This window comes from Nonlabens sp. Asnod3-A02, assembly GCF_045063755.1.
Lineage (GTDB): Bacteria > Bacteroidota > Bacteroidia > Flavobacteriales > Flavobacteriaceae > Nonlabens > Nonlabens xylanidelens.
On sequence record NZ_JBEFOC010000008.1, the window covers coordinates 441,085 to 465,009 of the forward strand.

General features: G+C 35.1%; 20 protein-coding genes. 15 read left to right on the forward strand and 5 right to left on the reverse strand.

The window, feature by feature from the left end; translation table 11 throughout:
* Positions 1-11 precede the first annotated feature (11 nt).
* The gene (locus ACJJVN_RS11975; protein WP_405378306.1) at positions 12-677 is read left to right on the forward strand and encodes an NAD-dependent epimerase/dehydratase family protein; all 666 of its coding nucleotides are present in this window, start codon (positions 12-14) and stop codon (positions 675-677) included.
* A gap of 414 nt (positions 678-1,091) precedes the next feature.
* On the forward strand, positions 1,092-1,556 hold the full coding sequence (locus ACJJVN_RS11980; protein ID WP_405378308.1) for a CYTH domain-containing protein: 465 nt from the start codon (positions 1,092-1,094) through the stop codon (positions 1,554-1,556).
* An 18-nt stretch (positions 1,557-1,574) separates the two neighbouring features.
* Here ACJJVN_RS11980 and pbpC read toward each other — a convergent pair whose 3' ends face one another.
* The 4 genes from pbpC to ACJJVN_RS12000 form a co-directional block, all read right to left on the reverse strand.
* Positions 1,575-3,938: a penicillin-binding protein 1C gene (gene pbpC, locus ACJJVN_RS11985; RefSeq protein ID WP_405378310.1), complete on the reverse strand. Its 2,364-nt coding sequence runs from the start codon at positions 3,936-3,938 to the stop codon at positions 1,575-1,577.
* A 617-nt stretch (positions 3,939-4,555) separates the two neighbouring features.
* A complete protein-coding gene (locus ACJJVN_RS11990; protein WP_405378311.1) occupies positions 4,556-5,326 on the reverse strand; it encodes an NAD(P)H-binding protein in 771 nt (256 codons plus the stop codon).
* Between the two features lie 21 nt (positions 5,327-5,347).
* On the reverse strand, positions 5,348-5,959 hold the full coding sequence (locus ACJJVN_RS11995; RefSeq protein WP_405378313.1) for a hypothetical protein: 612 nt from the start codon (positions 5,957-5,959) through the stop codon (positions 5,348-5,350).
* Between the two features lie 55 nt (positions 5,960-6,014).
* Entirely contained in the window at positions 6,015-8,417 is a 2,403-nt protein-coding gene (locus ACJJVN_RS12000; RefSeq protein WP_405378315.1) for a M28 family peptidase, read from the reverse strand.
* Positions 8,418-8,532: 115 nt separating this feature from the next.
* On the opposite strand from ACJJVN_RS12000, the gene ACJJVN_RS12005 reads away from it, so the two are divergent.
* The 7 genes from ACJJVN_RS12005 (at position 8,533) to aat (ending at position 13,274) form a co-directional block, all read left to right on the forward strand.
* Positions 8,533-8,952, forward strand: a complete 420-nt coding sequence (locus ACJJVN_RS12005; RefSeq protein ID WP_405378317.1) for a hypothetical protein — start codon at positions 8,533-8,535, stop codon at positions 8,950-8,952.
* Between the two features lie 92 nt (positions 8,953-9,044).
* The gene (locus ACJJVN_RS12010; protein ID WP_405378319.1) at positions 9,045-9,959 is read left to right on the forward strand and encodes a hypothetical protein; all 915 of its coding nucleotides are present in this window, start codon (positions 9,045-9,047) and stop codon (positions 9,957-9,959) included.
* A 145-nt stretch (positions 9,960-10,104) separates the two neighbouring features.
* A complete protein-coding gene (locus ACJJVN_RS12015) occupies positions 10,105-10,956 on the forward strand; it encodes a flavin reductase family protein (RefSeq protein ID WP_405378321.1) in 852 nt (283 codons plus the stop codon).
* Between the two features lie 7 nt (positions 10,957-10,963).
* The gene (locus ACJJVN_RS12020) at positions 10,964-11,338 is read left to right on the forward strand and encodes a DUF3127 domain-containing protein (RefSeq protein ID WP_104514104.1); all 375 of its coding nucleotides are present in this window, start codon (positions 10,964-10,966) and stop codon (positions 11,336-11,338) included.
* An 83-nt stretch (positions 11,339-11,421) separates the two neighbouring features.
* Positions 11,422-11,985: a hypothetical protein gene (locus ACJJVN_RS12025; RefSeq protein WP_405378323.1), complete on the forward strand. Its 564-nt coding sequence runs from the start codon at positions 11,422-11,424 to the stop codon at positions 11,983-11,985.
* Between the two features lie 5 nt (positions 11,986-11,990).
* Positions 11,991-12,440 (forward strand): GNAT family N-acetyltransferase, encoded by a 450-nt coding sequence (locus ACJJVN_RS12030; protein ID WP_405378325.1) that lies wholly within the window; start codon positions 11,991-11,993, stop codon positions 12,438-12,440.
* A 186-nt stretch (positions 12,441-12,626) separates the two neighbouring features.
* Positions 12,627-13,274 (forward strand): leucyl/phenylalanyl-tRNA--protein transferase, encoded by a 648-nt coding sequence (aat, locus tag ACJJVN_RS12035; protein WP_405378326.1) that lies wholly within the window; start codon positions 12,627-12,629, stop codon positions 13,272-13,274.
* A gap of 94 nt (positions 13,275-13,368) precedes the next feature.
* Here aat and ACJJVN_RS12040 read toward each other — a convergent pair whose 3' ends face one another.
* Entirely contained in the window at positions 13,369-13,932 is a 564-nt protein-coding gene (locus ACJJVN_RS12040) for a DNA-3-methyladenine glycosylase I (RefSeq protein ID WP_405378327.1), read from the reverse strand.
* Between the two features lie 276 nt (positions 13,933-14,208).
* Between ACJJVN_RS12040 and ACJJVN_RS12045 the strand changes: the two genes are divergently transcribed.
* From ACJJVN_RS12045 to ACJJVN_RS12070, 6 genes are all read left to right on the forward strand, one after another.
* Positions 14,209-14,700, forward strand: a complete 492-nt coding sequence (locus tag ACJJVN_RS12045) for a nuclear transport factor 2 family protein (RefSeq protein ID WP_405378328.1) — start codon at positions 14,209-14,211, stop codon at positions 14,698-14,700.
* A 37-nt stretch (positions 14,701-14,737) separates the two neighbouring features.
* Positions 14,738-17,617: an alpha/beta hydrolase family protein gene (locus ACJJVN_RS12050; protein WP_405378330.1), complete on the forward strand. Its 2,880-nt coding sequence runs from the start codon at positions 14,738-14,740 to the stop codon at positions 17,615-17,617.
* Positions 17,618-17,846: 229 nt separating this feature from the next.
* Positions 17,847-18,671, forward strand: a complete 825-nt coding sequence (locus ACJJVN_RS12055; protein WP_405378332.1) for a hypothetical protein — start codon at positions 17,847-17,849, stop codon at positions 18,669-18,671.
* Between the two features lie 4 nt (positions 18,672-18,675).
* The gene (locus ACJJVN_RS12060) at positions 18,676-19,491 is read left to right on the forward strand and encodes a hypothetical protein (protein WP_405378334.1); all 816 of its coding nucleotides are present in this window, start codon (positions 18,676-18,678) and stop codon (positions 19,489-19,491) included.
* A 20-nt stretch (positions 19,492-19,511) separates the two neighbouring features.
* A complete protein-coding gene (locus tag ACJJVN_RS12065) occupies positions 19,512-20,345 on the forward strand; it encodes a hypothetical protein (RefSeq protein ID WP_405378336.1) in 834 nt (277 codons plus the stop codon).
* 163 nt (positions 20,346-20,508) lie between these two features.
* On the forward strand, positions 20,509-23,859 hold the full coding sequence (locus ACJJVN_RS12070) for a T9SS type A sorting domain-containing protein (RefSeq protein WP_405378338.1): 3,351 nt from the start codon (positions 20,509-20,511) through the stop codon (positions 23,857-23,859).
* Positions 23,860-23,925: the final 66 nt, after the last annotated feature.

The following is a 23,925-nucleotide window of genomic DNA, read 5'->3' on the forward strand; positions in this document are numbered from 1 at the left end:
CATACTTCACCATGGGATACACAGGCATTATTATAGGAGCAACAGGATTAACCGGAACTGCATTAGTATCTCTGCTTTTAGAAGATGAGAAGTATGATAGAATAATTACGCTTTCGCGAAAGCAAATTACCAACAACCACCCAAAACATGAAAATCATATAGCAGATTTATTTGATCCCCAAACTTATCAAGAGCAATTAAAAGGAGATCATCTATTTATATGCACAGGCACCACGCAATCAAAAACACCAGATAAAGAAGAATACTACCGTATAGAGCATGATTTACCACTACAAGTAGCACAAGTGGCTTTAAAAAATGGTGTTTCTAAAGTCGTAGCAATATCTGCACTAGGTGCAAGTCCAGATAGTAAGTTTATCTATAATCGTGGAAAAGGTGACATGGAAAGAGATATAGAAGCTCTGGGTTTTCAAGAATCTTATTTTGTACAACCTGCATTAATAGGCGGTAAACGAGATGAAAAAAGACTATTTGAAAGTGCTATGAAAAAAATCCAAAAACTCATTGATCCATTACTCTTCGGTTTTCTTAAAAAATACCGTACTATAGAACCAGAAACGATTGCCAGCTCCATGATTTATGTTTCCATAAATGGTTATGATAAAGTAAGAATAGAGAGTGATGAACTTAAAACAGTAGTCAGTCGCAGTTTTTAGTCACAGTTTTAAGTAGGCAGTGAGCAATATTAGTTTTTCGCAAGATTAAAACTTTAGTCGATAGTCATCTTGGCCTGGATATTTGAAAATTTAAAAACTCCTTTCCTTAGAAAAGGAAAGGTGGGCAAAGTAAGCGATAGCGAGCTTTGGTCGGAAAGGTTGAACAAGGCTAGAATTTGACTAAAAACTATTTTTATTCGCGATCTAGCCTTAACATTATATCAAAGGAAAAAAAATGAGCAACTTTGCTGTAAACGCAAAGGATTTGAAAAAGTTCTAGAAATACATCAAAATTGTTTTACGTTAAAATCAACAAATCCCAGATAAATTTGAAATAAGCCATTTATCATTATTAAAAATATCAATAACCAAATTTCCTGGGATAACTATCCTTACAAATCATATATTGCTATCATGACCGAAATAGAACGCAAATTCCTACTTAAAAACACCGATTTTCTAAAAGAAAAAACTGGAAAACGCATTACTCAAGGCTATCTTACTACAGATAAAGAACGTACCGTGCGTGTAAGAATAAAAGGAGAAAAAGCCTTTCTAACTATAAAAGGGAAATCTAACGATAGTGGTCTATCTCGATATGAATGGGAAAAAGAAATAGATCTAGAAGAAGCACAACAATTATTACTTCTTTGTTTGCCAGGCGTGATTGATAAAACTAGATATGAAATTCCTATAGAAACTCATACTTGGGAAATAGATATCTTTCACGGAGAAAATAACGGACTCACTCTAGCCGAAATCGAACTACAATCTGAAACAGAATCCTTTTCAAAACCAGAATGGATCGATAAAGAAGTGACTGGAGATAAACGTTATTATAATTCTTATATAAGTGAGAAGCCTTTTTGTGAGTGGTAGATTTGAATAATTATGTGGCTATTCAAACACCACATAAATCTTGGTATCATTACCATCTTCATCTACTGCGGTAATTAATCGCTTGCCTTTCTTTCCTTCTATAGCTATTTCATGAAAGTTTTTAGTAGCTCCTAAAAACTCATTATCCATGTACCAGAATACCTCAACATCATTCTTTTTATGAGCAATTTCAAAAATGGCACTATTTAAATTGCCATCTACGTTTTTAGTTAGTGTAATTGTAGTATTATGCTTAGGCATTATGAAACGCATAACATCTTTACTAGCAGGAATACAATCCTCTCGGTAATCTGGCAATGTTCTATAGCTAGGGTTAGACCTAGCATAATAATAAGACATAACCGGCGGCAATGAGAACCAAGGTTGCGTTACAATTTGTGATGCAGGTTCACAATCTGCATTTACTTGATAGGTTCTCGTTGCGTCTAGATGTACTGTTTTGTGATATGGACATGATTCAAACTTCTCTCCTACAGCCGGAATGTACTGATTGATCGACTCACATAACGGCGTTGCTAGATAACCAGATTGCTCACAAGTTTGCACCTCTATCATGTCATCATAAGGCGGCGCAAACCATTCTTGTTGTGGTAATCTATTGAATAAGTCAAATAGCACTGGTGCAGCACTGTCTATTCCGGTCATTTGGGCACGTCCTTCTCCGTCTGCATTACCTGTCCAGACACCTATCACATATTTGGGCGTTACACCTATCGCCCAGGCATCACGATTACCAAAACTCGTTCCTGTTTTCCATGCGATCTCTCTATCTGGATTAAAAAAGTGCCAGATCTCTTCACCTTGCGGTCTATTTACCTTTTTCATGGCTTCAAAAGTGTGGTAAATGCTTCCTGCACCATAGATAGATGGCTCTAAGGACCAGTTTATTTGCTCTGATGTTGATTTTTGTTCCGCTTTCGCGAAAGCGGAATTACCATCTAAATAACTCAATCGATTCATAATCTCAGGATCGTACTGGCTACTGTTTTCTGTAAAGAGTTCTAGAGTTTTGGCCATACCCAAATAGGCACGACTCATGTCCCAAAGACTGCTCTCGCCACCGCCTATAATAAGGCTTAACCCATAAGTCCCGGCGCCACGATTCATATGAGATAATTTTAATTGCTGCAGTTTACTATAAAACCTAGGCACTGTATGTTCTCGCAGCATAAGTACAGCAGGTACATTTAAAGAACGTGATAATGCACGAGAAGCTGGTATAGCACCAGTATATCTCTTATCATAATTCTCTGTAGAAAACCCATCGATAATAGTAGGGGTATCTTTTACAAGACTGTGTGGCAACAACTCGCCGTCATCGAGCATGGCTGCATATAAAAAAGGTTTTAATACACTACCGGTAGATCGAGGCGCGGTTATAATATCTACATCTTTACTGTGTTCTCGAGTGGTAGGCGCATTACCTACATAGGCCGCTACGGTTTGTGTTTCTACATCTAGAACCAGCATAGCGAGGTTATTCACGCCATTTTGCTTTAAAATATTATGATGATTCTTTACAATGCGATTTACCGTTTCTTGCATCTCATAATCTATGCTGGTGCGCAATTTTTGAGTTCCATATTCTTTATTAGCTCGTTGTAATAAATGTGGTGCAAGTTGTGGTACTCTAAAATCGTGAACAGGTACATTTTCTGAAATAGCGAGTTCATAATCCGTTTCTGAGATAATTTCTTCTTCTTTTAATTTGAGCAATACCAGATCACGTTTTTCTTTGAGCAAGCTCTCTCTTTTACCAGGGTAGACTAATCCTGGCGCGTTGGGTAAAACTGCCAGTGTAGCACTTTCTGCCCAACTGAGTTCGTGTGGTTTTCTTCCAAAATAACGCCACGCAGCCATATCTAGACCGATTACATTACCTCCATAAGGCGCATGAGATGCATAGAGTTCTATAATCTCCTCTTTAGAAAGGCGCAATTCTAATCGAGTTGCCCAGATAAGCTCGATAAACTTCTCATAATATTTGCGTTCTTGTTTACGCGATAATCGTATTACTTGTTGGGTTATGGTACTACCACCTCGGACTACTTTACCTGCCGATATGTTATCGACCATCGCTTTTGCTATAGAAACTGGATTAAATCCTGGATGGTCATAAAAGTGCGCATCTTCATATTGTAAAAGACTTTGTTTATACCGATAAGGAACGCTATCTACCGCAGGAAATCGCCACTGCTCATCTCTAGCGATGTGTGCGTCTAGCAACCTGCTGTCTTTACTTTCTATTACCGTAGAATAAGGAACATCAAATAATTTATCTGGTAAACACAATGCATACCAAACCAGTAATACCGTCAGTATACTAAGTTTGATTTTATGTTTATAGAGGTGTTTTTTCAATGTGATTTCTAAGGATGTTTTGTTTGTTTAAAACAGCTGATTGCAATAATAATTGTCTTTATTGACAACTTCTAGTTTCTGTTACTTTTTCGCATTGCTCCAAAAAGTAACCAAAAAGATCTAGGCTGTGGAACACCTGTCTAAAAATTTCATTCATTGCGCTAAAGAAAAATAAAACTCTTTCGAAATTATAAATTCTTGTGAAATTTAAAAGAATATTTAAAAAGTGTCAACCTTGTATAGACATCAACAATTTTTCTTTTTAACGCTACATTCTTTTCATTTTTTACGACAGACTTTCCAATGCCGTTCACATAACAGCAGTGTTTTTTAAGATTAAAGAACGTGAAAATATTTGCTTGATGTACCATAAGGGTGGAATTAATTCTACCCTTATGAAAGAGTAAGGTTAATACAAACGTAGAGAGCAGGTTTAAACAATGCCAACACAAATAGTTGGCATGTCAAATCTTTTAAAATGAACACAACTAAAACTTCTTTCCTTAATTTCAAGGAAAGGTTGAGCCGTGCTGGTGTTTTCTGTAAAATATGATTTATAAAAAATTTTCCATATCGCAAACACCCTTTTTCCTGCGGACATTTCCCTCAAGGGAAAATTATAAACCAGAAACAATCTTCTTACCTAAACTCCTACTATTCAATTCAAAACCAGGACTTTCTAACCCAAAATCCTTAGCTACCTTTTGATAATATTCTTCACGACTTTCATGTGGTTCACTAACCGCATGAATTACAGAAACATTGAGTTCTCCTGTAATCACTTTAAAAATTAAAGAATTTACATGATCTCTAGTGACTAGATTTACTGGCGCCTCAGGATTTCTAACCTCTTTTCTACCTGCGAGATACTTGATAGGATGGCGATCTTCCCCTATTAAACCGCATGGTCTTATAATGACAGATTTATCTATCATTTCTTGAACGACCTGTTCTGCAGCTGTGATTTTTATACCATTGTTATCAGTTGCATTAGGTAGAGAATTCTCATCATAACTAGGTATATCTTCCCGATCTTCAAAGACTGATGTGGCCGATATAAAAATGACTTTACCTATTTCATACACTTGTACAAATCTTAAAAACATCTTGATTCTGTAAGCAAAATCACTTTCTGGATTCTTGCGCAATCCTGGTGGTATATCAATTACTAAAATATCTAAACCTTCTAAGAATCCTTGAATATCTCCATAGATTTTATTTTCTTGTAGGTCTACATGAAATGATTCAATTCCTTTTTCTGTAAGTTTTTTAAGCTTTTCAGAGTTTCTGGAAGTTCCTCTTACATTATACTTTTGGCTTTTTAGTTTTAAAGCAAGGTCATAACCTAACCAGCCACAACCTAGAATTCCTATTGTTTTTTGTTTCAAATTAATTCCTTAAATAAAAAATTAGTTAACTCTAAAAAAGTAATGAGCTAATATGTTATTTCGGACAAATGTATTACCGCAGTCTTGAAATCTTATCTCATTATTCAAAATATCGTATGGAGCGAAAATCTGATCGTTATTTTCATTTTGTCTATTGAAAAAACTATCTCTAGCATTAACAATGCAATAATCTCCAGGTACAGTAATATTAATTCCTATTCTATATCGATAAAATTGGTTGTCGGCTGTGAGTTCTGGAACAAATTGAACATCATTACAAGAATCAGAATTAAATACTGATCCTATATCATAAATTATGGTCGCGTCATCAACTACTTGAGCATTAAGATTGGCAAAATCGCCAAGTCTTAGAATAAAAAAACCATCTTGAAATATTTCTATATCCGTAATTAATTCAGGGCTATTTGATTCTGTGCAAGAATCAATAAGAATTGAGCCTATTTGAGAGTTTATCCATATTATATCTGTTTGCGAGTAGGTTTCATTTATATTTTCAACATTTAAAATATACTGTTCTGTTTTTACAATTTCGCATATAAAATCATCAGATTCACAAACTACTGCAAATAGAAATGGTATTAAAAATAAAAATTTAAGGTGTTTCTTCATCATACTTTCTATTTAATTTGAAAATCTTAAAAACATGAAGTTTAAAATCCCAACGATTTCACCCTGCATTTTCTGATGGTATAGGAATTACTTTAGATTTAGGTACTGTTAACGTGATGGTTCTTTTTCTAAGAACAGCATCGTTAAGAACAAACGGCATAGACATTTGATCTAGCGGTCGCTGGCTTACATTAAATTGTTCTTGTTCTAATAAATCAAAAGACGCAGCATAAACAATAATTTCTGGCTCAGTACTAGCATCAAAAGTGAGCTCCATTTCTAGTGCTGCATTATCGGTTACATAATAACTTAAGAATCTATTTCCCCATCGATTGCTGAATGGTCGTTGATCATCACCACTTTTTCTAATCTCTAAACCATTCACGGTGGCTTTTTCAAAAGAATATTTAGCGTCTGCAAAGGCCTCATATCTGTGTACAACACTTTCACTCGTTACTTTAAACTTAACCGTACGTAAATTATTTACGGTAGAGTCTGCCGTGATTTCTAGTTCTATTTTTGGCAAGTTTTTATAATCCGTTTTTGCAGCATAGGAGAATCCTGTCCCATATTTAGAATCTATGGAGTTTGCATTTAATTCTTTTGCGCGTTGCGGTTCTGTACCCAGTTTTTCTTTAGTCCAGTCAGAAAGTACTTTATCGTATGTTGCCCATTGTGCTGTATTATTGTCTTGATTGTGAACATAAACTAAGCTGGTAGGTTTGGGCTGTGTTTGTGAGAATTCCGCTTTCGCGAAAGCGAAACATAAACAAACTACGGTAGCTATCAATGAGCCAAAAGCAAGCAAACCTTTCTTGCGATAATGTCCTAAAATAGGAATCAATAAACCAAATAAAAGCGCACTTAAAACAGCTGCAACGAAAAGAATACTCATTCCTAGAGCGACTGGAAAAGCTTTGATAAACGGTGCGAAGACAAAAATAGCTGGAACGGCTAAGATTAACAACAAGATATAGCTAGGTCGTTTTTGGTGAATATTGAGCCATAACATGACTAATCCTGCGAGTAATGGTACTAGAAAGAAACCTGCACCACCTAAATAGATATTAGGGATAAGACCGCCATCGCCTACAGGAAATGCAATAGCTAGCGAGATAATCCATAGCAATACCAGTGGCGCGACACTTAAACTAGCGATGCGATCGCGATGGTAAAATTTATGGTATAAGAAAAATGAAACAGTAACTGCTGCAAATGCGGCTGTGGCAATCATCCAATAACCGTTATAGGGAAACACTGGATTCATATCTACATAAAACTCGTTTGTTTTAACTGCGACCCATCCGTAATTACTTAATAAATAACCAATGATTAAACTACCCAAAAATGGCACAAAACCACCAAAAAGATGTTTTAAAGTAATGCGTCTTTTACGTATTCCATGTACTATTAAAAGTAACAATAGAATACCACTACTTATTATTAAAGCAGCTAGCCAGCTGAATGGAAACGTGACCATTTTAATTAATGGCAATGGAAAGTAAACGAGATCTTCTCCTTTATCCACCATAACACGGTCTGTCATGTCTAGGTTACTGAAATGAGATAATAAAGGCATTAAATAAGAACCCTGATGTGCGAGTGTATTGCGGTCTAGTCTTTCATAAGTATCTAGCTCTGTATGGTAATCAAAATGATCTCCTATAAAAGCAAAGTTTAAACCATTAATATCTCTGTCTTCTCTAAAAATGGTAAGATCGGTATCGTTAGGTATCATTTGATAGATGCTGTATGCAAGCGAGTTAGCTACCGGATAGTCAGTACCTGCAGCCATGAATTCTTCTATGATCTTGCGGTTACCACCATTAGTTTCTACCAGCATATAACTAGGCCCACCACTACCGCGTGCTTCAAAGTTGAGTACAAAACCTACATCTTTTGCCCATGGATGTTGATTTACAAAAAGACTTGCTCCATTAAGTCCTAGTTCTTCACCATCTGTGATACAAATAATGATATCGTTTTTAGGTTGCTTATTTTGTGCAAGAAAAGCTCGGACACCTTCTAGAATAGTGGCTACTCCACTACCGGCATCACTAGCTCCTTTACTGGAATGTGGATCACTATCATAATGAGTTAGTAAAACCAATGCTTTGTTATCTGGTTGAGAACCTTTTATACGCGCAATGATATTTTCTGGTTGCGACATATTTCCTTTGTCATCGATATCATAACCTTTTTGAGTAGTAACATTAAGACCCAGTTTTGTAAACTCATCTTTTATGTAATCTCTTACTTCATTGTGTCCATTGCTCCCTACATAATGTGGTTTTAAAGAAATCGCTTTTACATGTTCTAGTGCTCTAGCCGTAGACCATTCAGTCGCTGGTAAATTTTCTTCTACCTGCGCAGATGGTGTCTGACTGTGAAAAGCATACCAAATCATTAAAATAATGACAACAAATGATGCAGCAGAGGTAAGGTGAGACTTGGCTCTCATGTTTTATGTTTTTTGGGAAATGGAAAGTTAAGGAAAATGTAGTTGAAATCGAAATTGAAGTTGAAAGTGAAGATACTTACCAAAGTTTATCTTTGTCTTTTATTAAAAACTGTAAATGTTCAAATTACTTCAAAAGAATAGACTTCTTTTTTTACTTTTCATTCTTTCTTTTCTGTCGTGTCAAGACTTAGTGTACAAAAAAGAAATTACTCACGGATACTATCTAATTGGTGTTGATACTAGTAACAATATTTCTTTATGTTACGAGCTGCAAAGTGGTAGTTATTTAGGAGTATTAGATTCTGGTATAGATAGATTAGGATTTAATGAAAAAGTAATTGCGGTAAGAGCTATAAATAGTTGGGAAGCTTCTGAGGAAAAAGGCAAGTTTAAATATTATGTCATCCCTTTATTTGAAGAAATGGATGAACATTGGGTAGATACATTAACAATCGGTCCCTTGACAAAATTAGAGTTTAAAGAAAAGATGAAAGAATTAGATGCAGGTTCTGTTGATTTTAATATTGAAAAATAAAACAAATGAATTTTAAAAACATTTTAATCTAATTATTCTCTTTCATATTAATTGGTTGTATTCAACAAGATCCTATAATTGATGAAATCATATTGATTGAAAATAACGTTATTATCTATTCAAACTTAGATGGTGACATTACTAAGGAATACATTGATAGTGGAGAAACCATTTGGAATTATGAACACTCAGGTTCCATAGTCACAGATCGATTATTAATCGATGAAAAAGTATGTTTCACAGCACTTTCAAATACTATATGTTTAAATAAAAATACTGGTAGGCAAGTAATTGAGATTAATGACAATCGAGTCAATGGCGTTTCAACACTGAAAAATCATGACAATAATATAGTTATTGACTCCCAAAATGGGGTTTTAGAAGTTTCTTTAAAAAACGGAGAAGTATTAAAACATATAGATACTAATCCAGTAACTTTAATCAGTGAAGATCCCATTCTTTATGGGAATGGTTTTTACATTCTAGGAGGAAAGTTTAATGGTGAACAAGGTCTTTCTAAGTACTCTTATAAAGATCAAAAAGAATGGACGTATCCTATTGATGATTCTGATCATTCAATTGTAAGCTCCATTTCATTCATTGATGAAAATTCAATAGTATTTGTGACTGGCAGGTCACCGATGATTTCAAAAATAGTTTCTTTAGATCTTAATGGAAATATACTTTGGGAACAGCCTTATGAAATCTATTCTAATTTTAAAACAATTTTGCCGTTTGAAAATAAAATGGTATTTGTTTCTAACAATGATCTGACTTTTATTTCTTCAAATACTGGTGAACTAGAAAAAAAGGTGCATCTCCCTAAAAAATATTTTAACTTGAAAGAAGTTCATGGTAATTATATTATTCTTCAAAATAGTGATACCGTTTATCTCTACAATACTGCTGACGATGATTTAGAAATAATTAGGACACCTGCATATTATGTTATGGAAGATGCCATCTACTATTTTAAAAACACTACGTTAATCTCTAAAAATCTTTAGAATTTACATAATTAATGGATTATTGAATGATTAGTCCCTTTTAAATAATCTATAAAGTCCGTAATAATCGCCGTGTGTTTTCCGTCCTTACGATTCTCAACTTCTCATTAAAAATCATACCTTTGTATCTTATCAAAATCAAGACTTGAAACTTAACCCTAAAGATATAGAAACGTCTCAACTTCATGGCATTATGCTGGGAGCTGTACAACCACGACCTATTGCATTTGCAAGTACTGTGGATGAAAATGGAAAGGTAAATTTATCACCCTATTCGTTTTTTAATGTGTTTAGTGCAAATCCGCCGGTGATGATATTTTCTCCTGCGAGACGTGTGAGAAACAATACGGTAAAACATACATTACTTAATGCAAAAGCTACTGGCGAGGTGGTGATTAACATTGTAAATTATGACATCGTACAACAAATGTCATTATCTAGCACTGAGTATGCTGAAGGTGTAAATGAGTTTGAAAAATCTGGTCTTACTGAGGTAAAAAGTGATCTGGTAGCTCCACCACGCGTGGCAGAAAGTCCGGTACAATTTGAGTGTAAAGTAAAAGAAATCGTAGAGCTAGGTCAGGAAGGTGGCGCTGGTAACCTTATCATATGTGAGGTGGTTATGGTGCATGTAAATGACAAGGTTCTAGATGGAGATAATAAGATAGACCCTTTTAAAATCGATACGGTTGCAAGAATGGGTGGTAACTGGTACTGCCGTTCTAAGGACGCCATGTTTGAGGTGGCAAAACCGTTATCTAAATTAGGTGTAGGTGTTGACGCATTACCTGATCATGCTAGGAATAGTGATATTCTAACAGGAAACGATCTAGGGAAACTAGGAAATATTGAATTGATACCAGAGCAGGAAGAGGTGGTAGCTTTTGCAAAAGCAGAACAACTATTCAACCTTTCTACAACAGAAAAACATAACAAAGCAAAAGAGCTTATCGCTAAAGGAGAAATTCTTACAGCGTGGAAATATTTATTACAATAGAGAGAACATGGAAGTACAAGGAAAAATTAAAATAATAGGAGAAACTAAGACATTCGGTGCAAATGGTTTCCAGAAACGTGAATTAGTAGTAACTACTGAAGAGCAATACCCACAACACTTGATGATCGAGTTTGTACAGGATAAAACAAACTTATTAGACGCATTTAATGTAGGTGAACCAGTAAAAGTAGGTATCAATTTAAGAGGTCGTGAGTGGCAGTCTCCACAAGGAGAGACTAAGTACTTTAACTCTATCGCAGGATGGAGAATTGAAAAAGTAGGAGCGCAAGCACCAGCTGGAGCACCAGAAGTACCACCATTTGATGAGTATGAGCCAGTTCAAAACTCAAAGAATGAAGATCATGATGATTTACCATTCTAGGTAATTACCATATTAGAATACTTAAAAAAGCAGCAGGTTTACTTGCTGCTTTTTTTGTTTGATAAATCTGCTAAATTTGTGCCATGGAAAGCCTGAGTAAAAATCCATCTTTTGAAATACTAAGTCATTTACCAGCTTATGGTAAAATGTATATTCCTATTCCAAAAAGAAATCTCTCAGAAGGTTTAGTGGTAGAGTTCACTAAAGATAATGGTAACACTTGGGTTGCTAATTTTGAAATTAGCAATGATAAAGAATCGATCAGTTTCATTTCTGAATTATCAAATTACAAAGAGGTTATTGTAATAACAAATGAAACTGCATATCTCATAGATAGAAATGTGGAATCACCAGTTTTGGCATTTAAAGGTTTGTTTCAAAAGGCTATTCAGGTTGACAGCTTTGTTGTTCTGATATGTAATAACTCTATTACAATAGTTAAAAATTCTAAAGAAATTAAATTTATAGATAATTTAAACTTTATGTCAAGTCATGATATATCATTAGGAAAAGATTGTATCAACGTTGAAATACTTAATAATAGTTTAGCTATTTATCAAACTCATACTATTAGACTAAGTGAAATAAAATTTGATGATTTATATTCTTCTAATTATTATCAAGCTCATAAAATAATTGAAGATTAAACAAAATGCTCCACCTCAAACGCACCACTTCAGAAAATAAAGATTTCCAATCTTTAGTAAAACAACTCGATGCTTTTCTGGCAATAACTGATGGTGATGAGCATGATTTCTACAACCAATTCAACAGTACCAAAGGTTTACAACATGTACTAATTGCATATCTAGATGATACGGCTGTAGGTTGTGGTGCTATTAGAAAATATGACGAGCAAACTATGGAAGTAAAAAGGATGTTTACCACTGCTCAAAGTCGCGGTAACGGCATTGCCTCTCAAGTTTTAAAAGAACTGGAAAAATGGACAAAAGAATTAGGTTATAAAAAATGTATTCTAGAGACAGGAACAAGGCAACAGGAAGCAATTGCTCTTTATAAGAAAAACGGTTACCAACAGATTCCTTGCTATGGACAGTATTTGAATGTTGAGAATAGTTTGTGTTTTGAGAAAATCCTATAGCCTGCTGATCCATAAAGCAATAAAAATATAAAATCCCGACTTTCTCAAGATCGGGATTTCCTAATTTAATAGGTTAGTCTTCAAACAAACTCAAAAAAAAGCAATGATGAAAATAAATTTAAATTTGAAGACCATTCAAATATTGTTAATTTTGAGGGCTTTTCCAAACTTAAACTACTATTTATCTTGCATTTACTTGACGATTCTTTAATTTTTCCTGATCCTAGTGATGCTCCAGATCATGGACTTGCTGCTATAGGTGGTGATTTAAGTATAGAACGATTGCTACTTGCTTACCATTCTGGGTTTTTTCCATGGTACAATGATGGAGAACCTATTTGCTGGTGGAGTCCTGATCCTAGAATGGTATTTGATCTGACCTCTGACACACCTATGCGCATTACTAAATCTATGCGACAGAGCAAGCGCAACCGAGGCTATGAGATAAGAGAAAACACATGTTTTAAAGAAGTCATGCAACATTGTGGTAAAGTAAAACGCAATGACCAAGATGGCACGTGGATTAACGATGACATGCTACAGGCTTATCAAAATCTTCATGAACTAGGACATGCAAAAAGCATAGAAGTTTTTAAAGACAACCAGCTCGTGGGCGGACTCTATGGTATGGACTTGCCAGAAAAAGGTGTTTTTTGTGGCGAGAGTATGTTTGCACTAGCTACCGATGCTAGTAAAATTGCTTTCATGTATCTCGTAGAAAAGCTACAAACTCTTAATTACAAGCTTATTGATGCTCAAGTTTATAACGATCATTTAGATAGTCTAGGTGGCATAGAGATGGATCGAGAAGTGTTTTTGAGTTATTTGAGGTAATTACTCACTATATTATCACTTCATTTTTAATAGATTATATGTTTGTGTAAATTCCGCTTTCGCGAAAGCGAGAACCATAAAAACCAATTGGTATCTACACCTCATCATACCTGAAACAATTTATCTCGTGATCGTTTACCATACCAGTCGCCTGCATGAATGCGTACATTATGGTAGAACCCACAAATTTGAAACCACGTTTTTTGAGATCTTTAGAAATTTGGTCTGACAGCGGTGTGTTAGCAGGTGCTTCTTTATAATTTTGTATCGTATTTTTAATAGGTTTACCATCTACATAGGCCCAAATGTATTTAGAAAAACTACCGTACTCTTTTTGGATTTCTATAAACAGCTGCGCGTTATTAATAATAGATTTCACCTTTAGTTTATTTCGTATAATTCCAGCATTTTGAAGTAACTCATCCTGTTTTGCCTGGTCATAAGCAGCTATTTTTTCTATATCAAATTGATCTAGGGCATCAAAATAATTATCTCGCTTTTTAAGAATCGTTATCCAACTTAAACCTGCCTGCATGGTTTCTAGAATCAAGAATTCAAATAGCGTCTGGTCGTCATAGACTGGTTTACCCCATTCCTTATCATGATAAGATTCATAAAGATCATCGCCCAGGCACCAGCCACATTTGTGTTTTTCCATTTTAATTAAGTTGAGATAATTGAAAGAATAGTTGAGATCCAAAATACAATAAAGGTCCCACAATTAGTGTGAACAGTAATGACTTTGCATTGTTCATTTTCAGCAAGAATTTAAATATTAAAAAGCAAATACCGAGTATAAAATAGAACGACAGTATACTGATTAATGAGCCTAACAAGAACGCTTTTTGAAGATCCATCATATTATTTATTCAAATTTAGGGATTCTAGACAGTTCGCATTAAGAATAACGATTCTATCTTTATCTTTACTACCTATGAAACAGTTTCTATTACTTCTATCCGTTATTTTAATCTCTAGTTGTGCAACTCAAAAAGCCATTAATCCTAATGATGTAGAACCATCTATAGATGCCTGGCATGAGGCTGCAGCACAAGCCGATTTTAAAAAATATTTTGACCTAATGACAACAGATGGCGTTTTTATAGGGACTGACGCTACTGAAAACTGGCAAATCGCAGAATTCAAGGCGTTTTCAAAACCTTATTTTGACAAAGGAAAAGCCTGGTCCTTTACAGCATTAGAACGCCATGTTTATTCAGAGAACGGTGTCGTTTATTTTGACGAATTACTAGATACTCAAATGGGAATATGCCGTGGTAGCGGTGTTATGAAAATGGAAGATGGCAACTGGAAAATTGCTCACTACGTGCTTTCCATCGCTGTGCCTAATGAAAATGTATCTTCTCTTACAGCAATGAAAAAAGAATGGGATGCAGAGCATATGAAAAAACTGCGCGCTCAATAAAACACTTACTCTTCTTTACTATCACTAGTCTCATATTATGAAAAACCTACTCCTACTACTAGCCTTTCTTATTTCTATTACAGCAATAGCTCAAAAAAAGGTCCTTACTCATGCCGATTACGACCTGTGGAAACGCGCTTCTAAAACTGAAATCTCGCCTGACGGTAACCTAGTTGCTATAAGTGTAGTTACTGCAACAGGTGCTGGCGATGGTTATCTAGAAATACACAACATCGCAAAAAATACAAAGCATACTTTTTTTAACGGTATAGATCCACAAATAAGTGCCGATGAGAAATATATTTATTTCCTTCAAAAACCAGAATACCAAAAACTGAGAAAAGAAAAGAAAAAAGAGGTTGATAAAAATGAGCAGTCAAAAAACACTTTTATGGTTTATGAGGTTGCTACAGGAACTATAGTAGACTCTATACAAAGGGTAAAAAGTTTTGAGGCAAGTGATAAACGTAATGACTTTTTAATCTTAGAGAAATTTAAAGATCTTAAACCAGAAAAGAAAAAGGATACAGCAGCTGTAAAAGAAGAAAAAACACCTTTAAAAGAAACTAAAAGGCAGAAAAAACGCCGCTTAAAAAAGGAACAAGAAGAGCTATCAAAAAAGTTTAAGGAACTCAAGAAAGAAGAGCCTGAAGAGAAAAAAGCAGACTTCACTAAAGAAGATTATCTAATCGTATACCAGCCATTTTCTAAAGCAAAAGATAGTATCGATAGTTTTAAAGAATATGAAATGCCACAAGAAGGAACTGGTTTTATCTATTCTAGAGAACAAGGCAAAAAGAAAAAAGATCATGGAGTTTATTACTATGATCTCTCTACTAGAACATCTACGGCACTTATAGAAAATGCATGGAGATATAAAGATCTCGCTATAGATAAATATGGAAAGCAACTGGCTTATAAAGTTGCACTAGATAGCGCCTCTACAGACTCACTAAAATTTGAATTATATTATCATAAAGACTTTAAATCGTATACCAGACAGTTAGGTTATGGTGACGATAACATTAAAAAAGGCTGGAAATTAACTGAAAAGAGAAAAGCCATATTCTCAGAAAGTGGAAAACGTCTTTTATTTTATGTTCAACCTAAAATAGCATATACCATTGACACCACATTGATGGACGACGAGATAGCACAGGTAGATGTATGGAACTATAAAGACCGCATGACACAACCAGAGCAAAAAACACGTTTTTCTAGTTTAGAAAATAAATCTGCAACGGTGGTATGGGACACAGAAAACGGTACAGTAAAATTTCTTAATGATTATGAAATGGGTGATACAGACTGGGATAACGACCTAGATGGCACTTATATTATTTATGCTAATAACGACAAATATGATGTAGCTAGATCGTGGGAATATCCATGGAGATCTGACTACCTCGTAGAAAATTTAAAAACACGTAGCAAAAAATTTATCATCAATAATTCTGGTAGTTACCCTATTAGAAATCCAGAAAACACGCATGTGATTTATTTCAATTTTGATACCCAGGACTGGCACATGATGAATCTAGAAACACAAATAGGTAAAAATCTAACCAAATTCTTAGAAGTAAGCTTTGCAGACGAAGATGACGACCATCCTGCACTAGCAAATGCTCATGGCTTTGGAGGTTTTGATAAGGACGGTTTTGCGCTGGTTTATGATAAATACGACATCTGGAGACTCGATGTAAATGGTGTTTTACCACCTGAAAACCTAACTAAAACAGGTCGTCAAAATAAAATTACTTACCGAACAGAAAATTTAGATCCAGAACATCGCGATCTTGTTACCTATTTTAATAACAAATTATTACTCGCATCATTTGATCATCGCACAAAAGCAAATTCTATAATGACACTAGGTGCAAATGGTATCGAGCCTCTTTATGAGGTAAGTGATCGTAATGTTACCGCTTTCGCGAAAGCGGAAAACTCAAACACTTTATTAGTAAGATCTGGTAATTTTACAGATTATCCAGATGTGGAATACGTAAACACTCAAGTTAAAAAAACACTCACAGATATAAATCCGCAACAGGATGATTTTAAATGGGGAACTGTAGAATTATTTAAGTGGAATGCATATGATGGCGTGCCATTAGAAGGTTTGATCTATAAGCCAGAAGATTTTGACCCAAAGAAGAAATATCCTATGATCGTTTATTTCTACGAGAAATATTCTGAAAGATTACACGATTATAAATCTCCATTACCTAGTGCAAGCACCGTTAATTTTTCTTATCTAACGAGTAATGATTACATCGTTTTTGTGCCAGACATAGTTTACAAAGATGGACACCCAGGACAAAGTGCTTATAACTGTATAGTTTCTGGAACTGAAGCTGTGGAGAGATTAGGCTATGTAGATTCTAACAAAATGGCGCTACAAGGGCAAAGTTGGGGTGGTTATCAAACCGCATATCTAGTTACTAGAACTAATAAATATGCTGCTGCTATGGCTGGCGCACCTGTTTCAAATATGACCAGTGCTTATGGAGGTATACGATGGGGAAGCGGTTTAAGTAGAGCATTTCAATATGAAAAAACACAAACTAGAATAGGAAAAAATCTCTGGGACGGATTAGACCTCTATATTGAAAACTCTCCATTATTTCATATCCCTAAAATAGAAACACCTTTATTAATGATGCATAATGATGCAGACGGTGCCGTGCCGTATTATCAAGGTATAGAAATGTTTATGGGTATGCGCAGGTTAGGAAAACCGTCATGGTTACTAGTTTATAATAACGAGGCTCACAATCTACGTAAGATGAAAAACAAGAGGGATCTCTCGGTAAGAATGATGCAGTTCTTTGATCATTATCTTAAAGGCGCGGTACAACCTACATGGATGCAAGAAGGCCTTTCTAGAGATAAAAAAGGTAAGCAGACTGGGTATTAATAGATCAATTAAAAATAAATATTGCATTTGAACAATCAGTGTACGTGATACTTATGTCATGTGTTTTGAATGTTTGGTTATGAAATCGTGATACATGGTAATTACATTGCGCTAACAGCAATTTGAATTGCCATGATTAAGGTGGTTTATATTATTAACCTAATAAGAAACTACTTGTCATGAAGAAAAACAAGATCATGTCATAGACATGAATCTAAAACATAACTTTATGCAGCGTATCTATTTTATATTATTTCTGTTTCTTTCCTATGCTTCTATTTCCACACTCCATGCTCAAGTGGGTATCAATACAAATACCCCAGACGAAAGTTCTATACTAGATATTACCTCTTTAAATAAAGGTGTCCTTATTCCTAGGATTTCTCTCACTGGCCCTCAAGATCTTACTACTATTACTCTCAAAGTAGGTGAAACTAAGCCCGCAACTGGCTTATTAATATACAATACTGCTACTACCGGCGCTAGTCTAGGCAGGGTATCACCAGGTTTTTATTACTATGAAGGTACAAAATGGGCTCGATTACACGACGAGGGCTACCGTCTAGAATTTAAACAAACTGCCGAGGTTCTTACCGAAAATAATCCAAACACTTTTATTGCATTACCAGGTCTAGATACAGGAACTATTACATTTCCTTATGCAGGCATTTATAAGATTTCAGGTAATGGATATTATTCTGCAGGTCCACAAACTGGTAATGGAGATGGCGTTTCCATAGGCTCACTTGCATTAGAAATGGAGGTAAATGGAACACCTACAATAGTTAAGGAACGTTTTGTATCTGCTGTATCACTTGATTTAGGAAACAATACTCGTTTTGACACTTTAGGGCAGCAAGTCTCGTACACATTTAATTTTGAAGCAAACACTTCTGATAGTTATCGATTCACTGCAAAAGGTAGGGAATGGAATGCTCACAACACGTCTACAACAGGTTATTTTGGCAGAGATTCTGATGGGTTTACAAGGTCCAATCAACAGAATGACGCATTCAGAGGCTCTCTAATAATCACCTTAATAGAACAATTTTAAAGTTATGAATAAACTACTACTTATTACCTCCTGTCTTATCACAATTCTTATAAATAGCACCTACTTAAATGCTCAGGTAGGAGTGAATACTACTAGTATAGATCCAAGTGCAGTCTTAGAAGTTACGTCAACAGATAAAGGTATTCTTATACCCAGAGTAGCATTAATCGCCTCAGATAATGTTGTCACCCCAATAACTAATCCTGCAGCGGGACTTTTTGTTTTTAATACTGCAACATCTAACACACCTAGTTCAAACAGTGTCTCACCAGGTTATTATTATTTTAATGGTATTAGATGGAAACGTATTTTTAACAATGGATTTACTCTAGAATTTAAACAAACAGCAGAGCTTATGGGGTTAGTAAGTTCACAAGCACTACCTGTTCCTGGTCTCGATACTGGAAGATTTACAGTACCATTTAAGGGAACTTATCAAATCAGTGTTACATGTTATTATACAGCAGGTGATCCTATAAATAATTCTGACGCAGCGTGTCAAGGAGATTTTAGACTCTACCAAGTAGAAGACGATAATAGCCGTACTTTTTTGGAAATGGCATATTCTATGTCAGAATCTAAATTTATTCCTCAAAGACCTGGTGAATTTAATAATCTAGGTAATCAATTTACTTTAATTCATAATATTGATCTAGAAGCAAATACTAGTTATCAATTCTTAGTAGCTGGCAGTCAGTGGTTATGTCACAATACAAATGTGAGTTATTTTGGAAAAGACACGAGTAATTATGAAGGTTCAAATGGAATTACTGAAGGTCAGTATGGAGAACTAACCATATCTCTAGTAGAACAAAAGTAATCACCTTAAAAATCTAAATTATGAAATCAAATTATATATACTCTTGTGCTTTTATCATTTTAGTCTCATTTATATCTAAGGCGCAAGTAGGCATAGCTACGTCCACGTTAGATGCAGGAGCTATTTTTCAGGTGGAAAGCAATGACAAAGGAGTATTAATTCCACGTATTAATTTAACTTCTACAATAGACCAAGTTACTATAGCAAATCCTGCTGTAGGGCTCATGATATATAATACCAGTACCGTAACAATAAACGGTAATGATACATCAGTAACTCCAGGACTTTATTATTGGGATGGTGCTAAATGGACTCGCATATTTACACAAGGATGGAGCAGACAGTTTACTCAAACCTCACAAAATGTAGTAAATACGTTAGGAGACATACCAATTAATGGGTTAGACCAGAATATAACTGTTCCATCATCTGGAATCTATAGAGTTTCTGTTACTTCCTATTTTGGCGCTGCCCAAGTACGAAATACAAATCAATTTGATGAGAATGTTGCAACTGCTTCTATACGATTAGATATAGACGGTGCAACTATTGCTGAAAAGCTGATTCCTACGTTTTCAAAATTTGTAGACGATACAGCTACTGGAGGTAATGGATCTATAAACTTCTTTGCTTTATCTAGACAGGCTGTATTTCATAAAGATGTAGAGCTTATTGCAGGCCAGAATTATAATTTTAATGTTATAGGTAGGTTATGGGATTGGTCTAATGTAAATCCAGCAGTAGGTGGTTTTACTTATTTTGGCCTAGACACATCACTTTATGCTCGTAATCCAGGACTAACCGACAATGCTTCTCGTACTAAACTCACAATTAACCTTGTACAACAGTACTAATATAATACTCAGCTTCTATTAATAAGATCGATAAAAAACATGTTTTGTTGACTATAATGACCATAAAAGGCTATAAAACTTTATAATTCAAGGGTTTTGACCTGATAGGTTATGAATTCGTGACATTCAGGCATTATATTGCATTATCCCCAATTATACCTATATGAAATATTTCATTGCCTTATTAGTACTTACAATCGGTTCATTTACTGCTGCTCAATTAGGAACAGATGCTCCATGGATGCAAGATTTAATGTTGCGTAAAAATGGATCACAACCTACCTATCAAGAAATAAAAGCTGCAGGAGACGCTTACTGGTCCGTACATGATAAAGATGCAAAAGGTAGTGGTTATAAACCCTTCATGCGTTGGTTAAATAAATCTGAAGCTTTTGTAAAAGCAGATGGGACACTACAATCACCCATAGATTTACAGAACGAGATAAACAAGAATATACTTAAAAATAGTCTGGTAGATAATTCAAATTGGGTTCCTGCTGGTCCATTTACATATACAGAAGCTGGGTCGTGGTCACCTGGTCAGGGTCGTGTAAATACCGTTGCTGTAGATCCTAATAATCCAGACGTTTATTATCTCGGTTCACCTGGTGGTGGTGCCTGGAAATCTGTAGATGCTGGGGCTACTTGGAATCCTATTACAGACTTTTTAACTGAAATAGGCGCTAGCGCAATTGCCATAGATCCTAACAATTCTAATATAGTTTATGTAGGAACCGGAGATGACGACGGCGGTGATACAGAAAGTATAGGACTTCTTAAATCTACAGATGCAGGCGCTACTTTTAATCCAACGGATTTAGTATTTACCAGAGGTGGTAATATAAGTGAGGTTTATATAGACCCTACTAACAGTAATACTATTTACGTCTCTTCTAGTAATGGATTCTATAAATCTACAGATGCTGGAGCAAATTTTACTAGAACCTTAAATGAAAATGTAAAGGATATTAAACTTAAACCTGGTAGTCCAGATACCATTTACCTTTCTACAACAAGTTCATTTCATAAATCTATCAACGGTGGTGATACCTGGACACAAATAACCTCTGGACTTCCATTTAATCAAGGTAGATCTGTTATAGGTGTAACACAGGCAAATCCTAATTATGTATACCTACTTATAATTGATAATAATGCAGACCTAGTAGGTGTCTACAGATCTGGTAATAGCGGTAGCTCATTTACTAAAAGAGATACTAGTAATATAGATATTCTAGAAAACAATCAAGGATGGTACGATCTAGCATTAGAAGTTTCTCCTACTAATGCAGAAACTATTTACACGGGATGTCTTAACGTATGGAAATCTACCTCAGGAGGTTCTTCTTTTTTTAAAGTAAATAGCTGGAATAATAGCGCTCAAGCAAGTTATACGCATGCAGACATACACCAAATAAGACAGTTTAACAATGAGCTATTTGTACTATCTGATGGAGGTATTTATAGAAGCACAAATGATGGTGGTAGTTTTAGTGATTTAACGTCTGGTGCTCAAATAGGACAGTTTTATAGAGTCGCAGTAGGCAACCAGTCTAGTGCTGACATCGCTGGTGGATTACAAGATAATGGTGGTTTTACTAGAAGTGCAAATGCGTGGACTAACTACTATGGGGCAGACGGTATGGAGGCAGGTATAGATCCTAATAATCCTCAAATACGATATGGGTTCACACAACGTGGTGGTGGTTTATACATATCTACTAACGGTGGTGCAAGCTTAACAACTAGTGTAAATGGACCTGAACAAGGCAACTGGATTACTCCTTTAAAAACAGATAGTAGAGGAACTATTTATGCTGGCTATTCTAGTTTATATAAAGTATCAGGTGGAGCTTTTACTGCAGTTTCTCCATCATTCGGCAGCAATATTGATGTATTAGAGATAGATCCTAATAATGATAATAACATTTTTGTAGGTATAGATCAAAATCTATATTTGAGTACCACTGCAGGTGCTACTTTTACCTTAGTCTCTAGTTTTAACAATAATATTACTGCTATTGAGGTAAATGCAAACGACAGTTCTATTGTTTATGCAGCCACTAGTTTTTCTAACGGTGGTGTTTTTAAAAGTAATAATCAAGGTCGTACTTTCATAGATATTACTGGTAATCTACCCAACCTAGGTAAAAATACTCTTGCACATCAAGGCTCTAGTATAGATGAGCCTTTATATGTAGGGACCACAGTAGGTGTTTATAAATATGATGAGTCATTAGGCACATGGGAGATTTATTCAAATAACTTACCTAATGTAAACATAAGAGATCTAGAGATCAATACAAACGATAACACGCTTACCGCAGCAACCTATGGTAGAGGTATCTGGCAGTCTTCAGTACAGCAGGCTGCACCTAATTCTGACATACAATTAGTAGAAATACAAAATAATGGAGGTGATATTTCTTGTGGTATAGATGACCTTATGGTGGTTGTAAAAAACACAGGTCTCAATGATATTAACTCCGTAGATATAAGCTATATCATAGATCGCGGAACTACTGTTTCACAACAAATGACGGTCTCTATTGCTCCTCAAGGACAGACTTCTATAGCCTTATCCGGTATTAACCTAAGTCCAGGCACGCATGCTATTAATATTACTGTAAATACCCCTAACGATTTTTTTATCAATAACAATAATCAATCTATTGAGATTCTAAGCAACTCTAGTGGTGTAATAAACGATCTACACCAGTTTGAAAATAGAGAATTTCTAGTTTCTAATTCTGGTAGTGCTTCTTCTTTATGGGAACGTGGTTCCGCAAATGGAACAATTTTAGGCAGTGCAACAGCAGGATCTTCAAATGTTTATGGAACTAATCTTTCTGGGCAATACGGTAATAATTCTACTAGCTATTTATATTCGGGATGTTATGATCTGACTGGTATTCAAAATCCTGTACTTTCTTTTGATCTAGCATATGATCTAGAAAACAACTGGGATTTACTTTACATGGAATACTCTACAGATAGTGGTAACAACTGGAATACCCTAGGTACTGCCAGTAGTCCTAACTGGTATAACTCGAGTAGATTTCCTGATGGAAATGACTGCTTTAACTGTGTAGGTGCACAATGGACAGGCTCCTCAGCAACATTAAATAATTATGATATATCACTTAACTTCTTACGCCGTTTTCCTCAGGTAGTATTTAGATATGTACTTAGAACAGATCAGTCTGTAACTGGAGAAGGTGCTGTAATTGATAATTTTGTAATCAATGGTATTTTAAGTAACGACGCTACATCTATAGAAGACATGTTCTCCATATATCCTAATCCGTCTTCAGGCATGTTTAACATCAACTGGAATGATGCACAAGATTTTGATTATGATGTGTACGATGTAAGTGGTAAAAGAATTACTGCTCGTAAAAACAATACTGGGACATCACATAATGTAGATCTATCTGGTGTGGCCATAGGTATGTACTTTATTAAAATCACCACCACATCAGGCTCGGTAACTAAAAAACTAATAGTAAAGTAAGGAATAAAAACACTTTCATTTAAAAAGACTTTTCTATTTAAGAAAAGTCTTTTTTTTGTTTCCGCT

Coding starts and splice junctions, on each gene's coding strand:
- ACJJVN_RS11975 (WP_405378306.1), top strand. CDS start 12: ATGGGATACACAGGCATTATTATAGGAGCAACAGGATTAACCGGAACT.
- ACJJVN_RS11980 (WP_405378308.1), top strand. CDS start 1,092: ATGACCGAAATAGAACGCAAATTCCTACTTAAAAACACCGATTTTCTA.
- ACJJVN_RS11995 (WP_405378313.1), bottom strand. CDS start 5,959: ATGATGAAGAAACACCTTAAATTTTTATTTTTAATACCATTTCTATTT.
- ACJJVN_RS12000 (WP_405378315.1), bottom strand. CDS start 8,417: ATGAGAGCCAAGTCTCACCTTACCTCTGCTGCATCATTTGTTGTCATT.
- ACJJVN_RS12005 (WP_405378317.1), top strand. CDS start 8,533: ATGTTCAAATTACTTCAAAAGAATAGACTTCTTTTTTTACTTTTCATT.
- ACJJVN_RS12020 (WP_104514104.1), top strand. CDS start 10,964: ATGGAAGTACAAGGAAAAATTAAAATAATAGGAGAAACTAAGACATTC.
- ACJJVN_RS12025 (WP_405378323.1), top strand. CDS start 11,422: ATGGAAAGCCTGAGTAAAAATCCATCTTTTGAAATACTAAGTCATTTA.
- ACJJVN_RS12030 (WP_405378325.1), top strand. CDS start 11,991: ATGCTCCACCTCAAACGCACCACTTCAGAAAATAAAGATTTCCAATCT.
- ACJJVN_RS12040 (WP_405378327.1), bottom strand. CDS start 13,932: ATGGAAAAACACAAATGTGGCTGGTGCCTGGGCGATGATCTTTATGAA.
- ACJJVN_RS12045 (WP_405378328.1), top strand. CDS start 14,209: ATGAAACAGTTTCTATTACTTCTATCCGTTATTTTAATCTCTAGTTGT.
- ACJJVN_RS12050 (WP_405378330.1), top strand. CDS start 14,738: ATGAAAAACCTACTCCTACTACTAGCCTTTCTTATTTCTATTACAGCA.
- ACJJVN_RS12055 (WP_405378332.1), top strand. CDS start 17,847: ATGCAGCGTATCTATTTTATATTATTTCTGTTTCTTTCCTATGCTTCT.
- ACJJVN_RS12060 (WP_405378334.1), top strand. CDS start 18,676: ATGAATAAACTACTACTTATTACCTCCTGTCTTATCACAATTCTTATA.
- ACJJVN_RS12065 (WP_405378336.1), top strand. CDS start 19,512: ATGAAATCAAATTATATATACTCTTGTGCTTTTATCATTTTAGTCTCA.
- ACJJVN_RS12070 (WP_405378338.1), top strand. CDS start 20,509: ATGAAATATTTCATTGCCTTATTAGTACTTACAATCGGTTCATTTACT.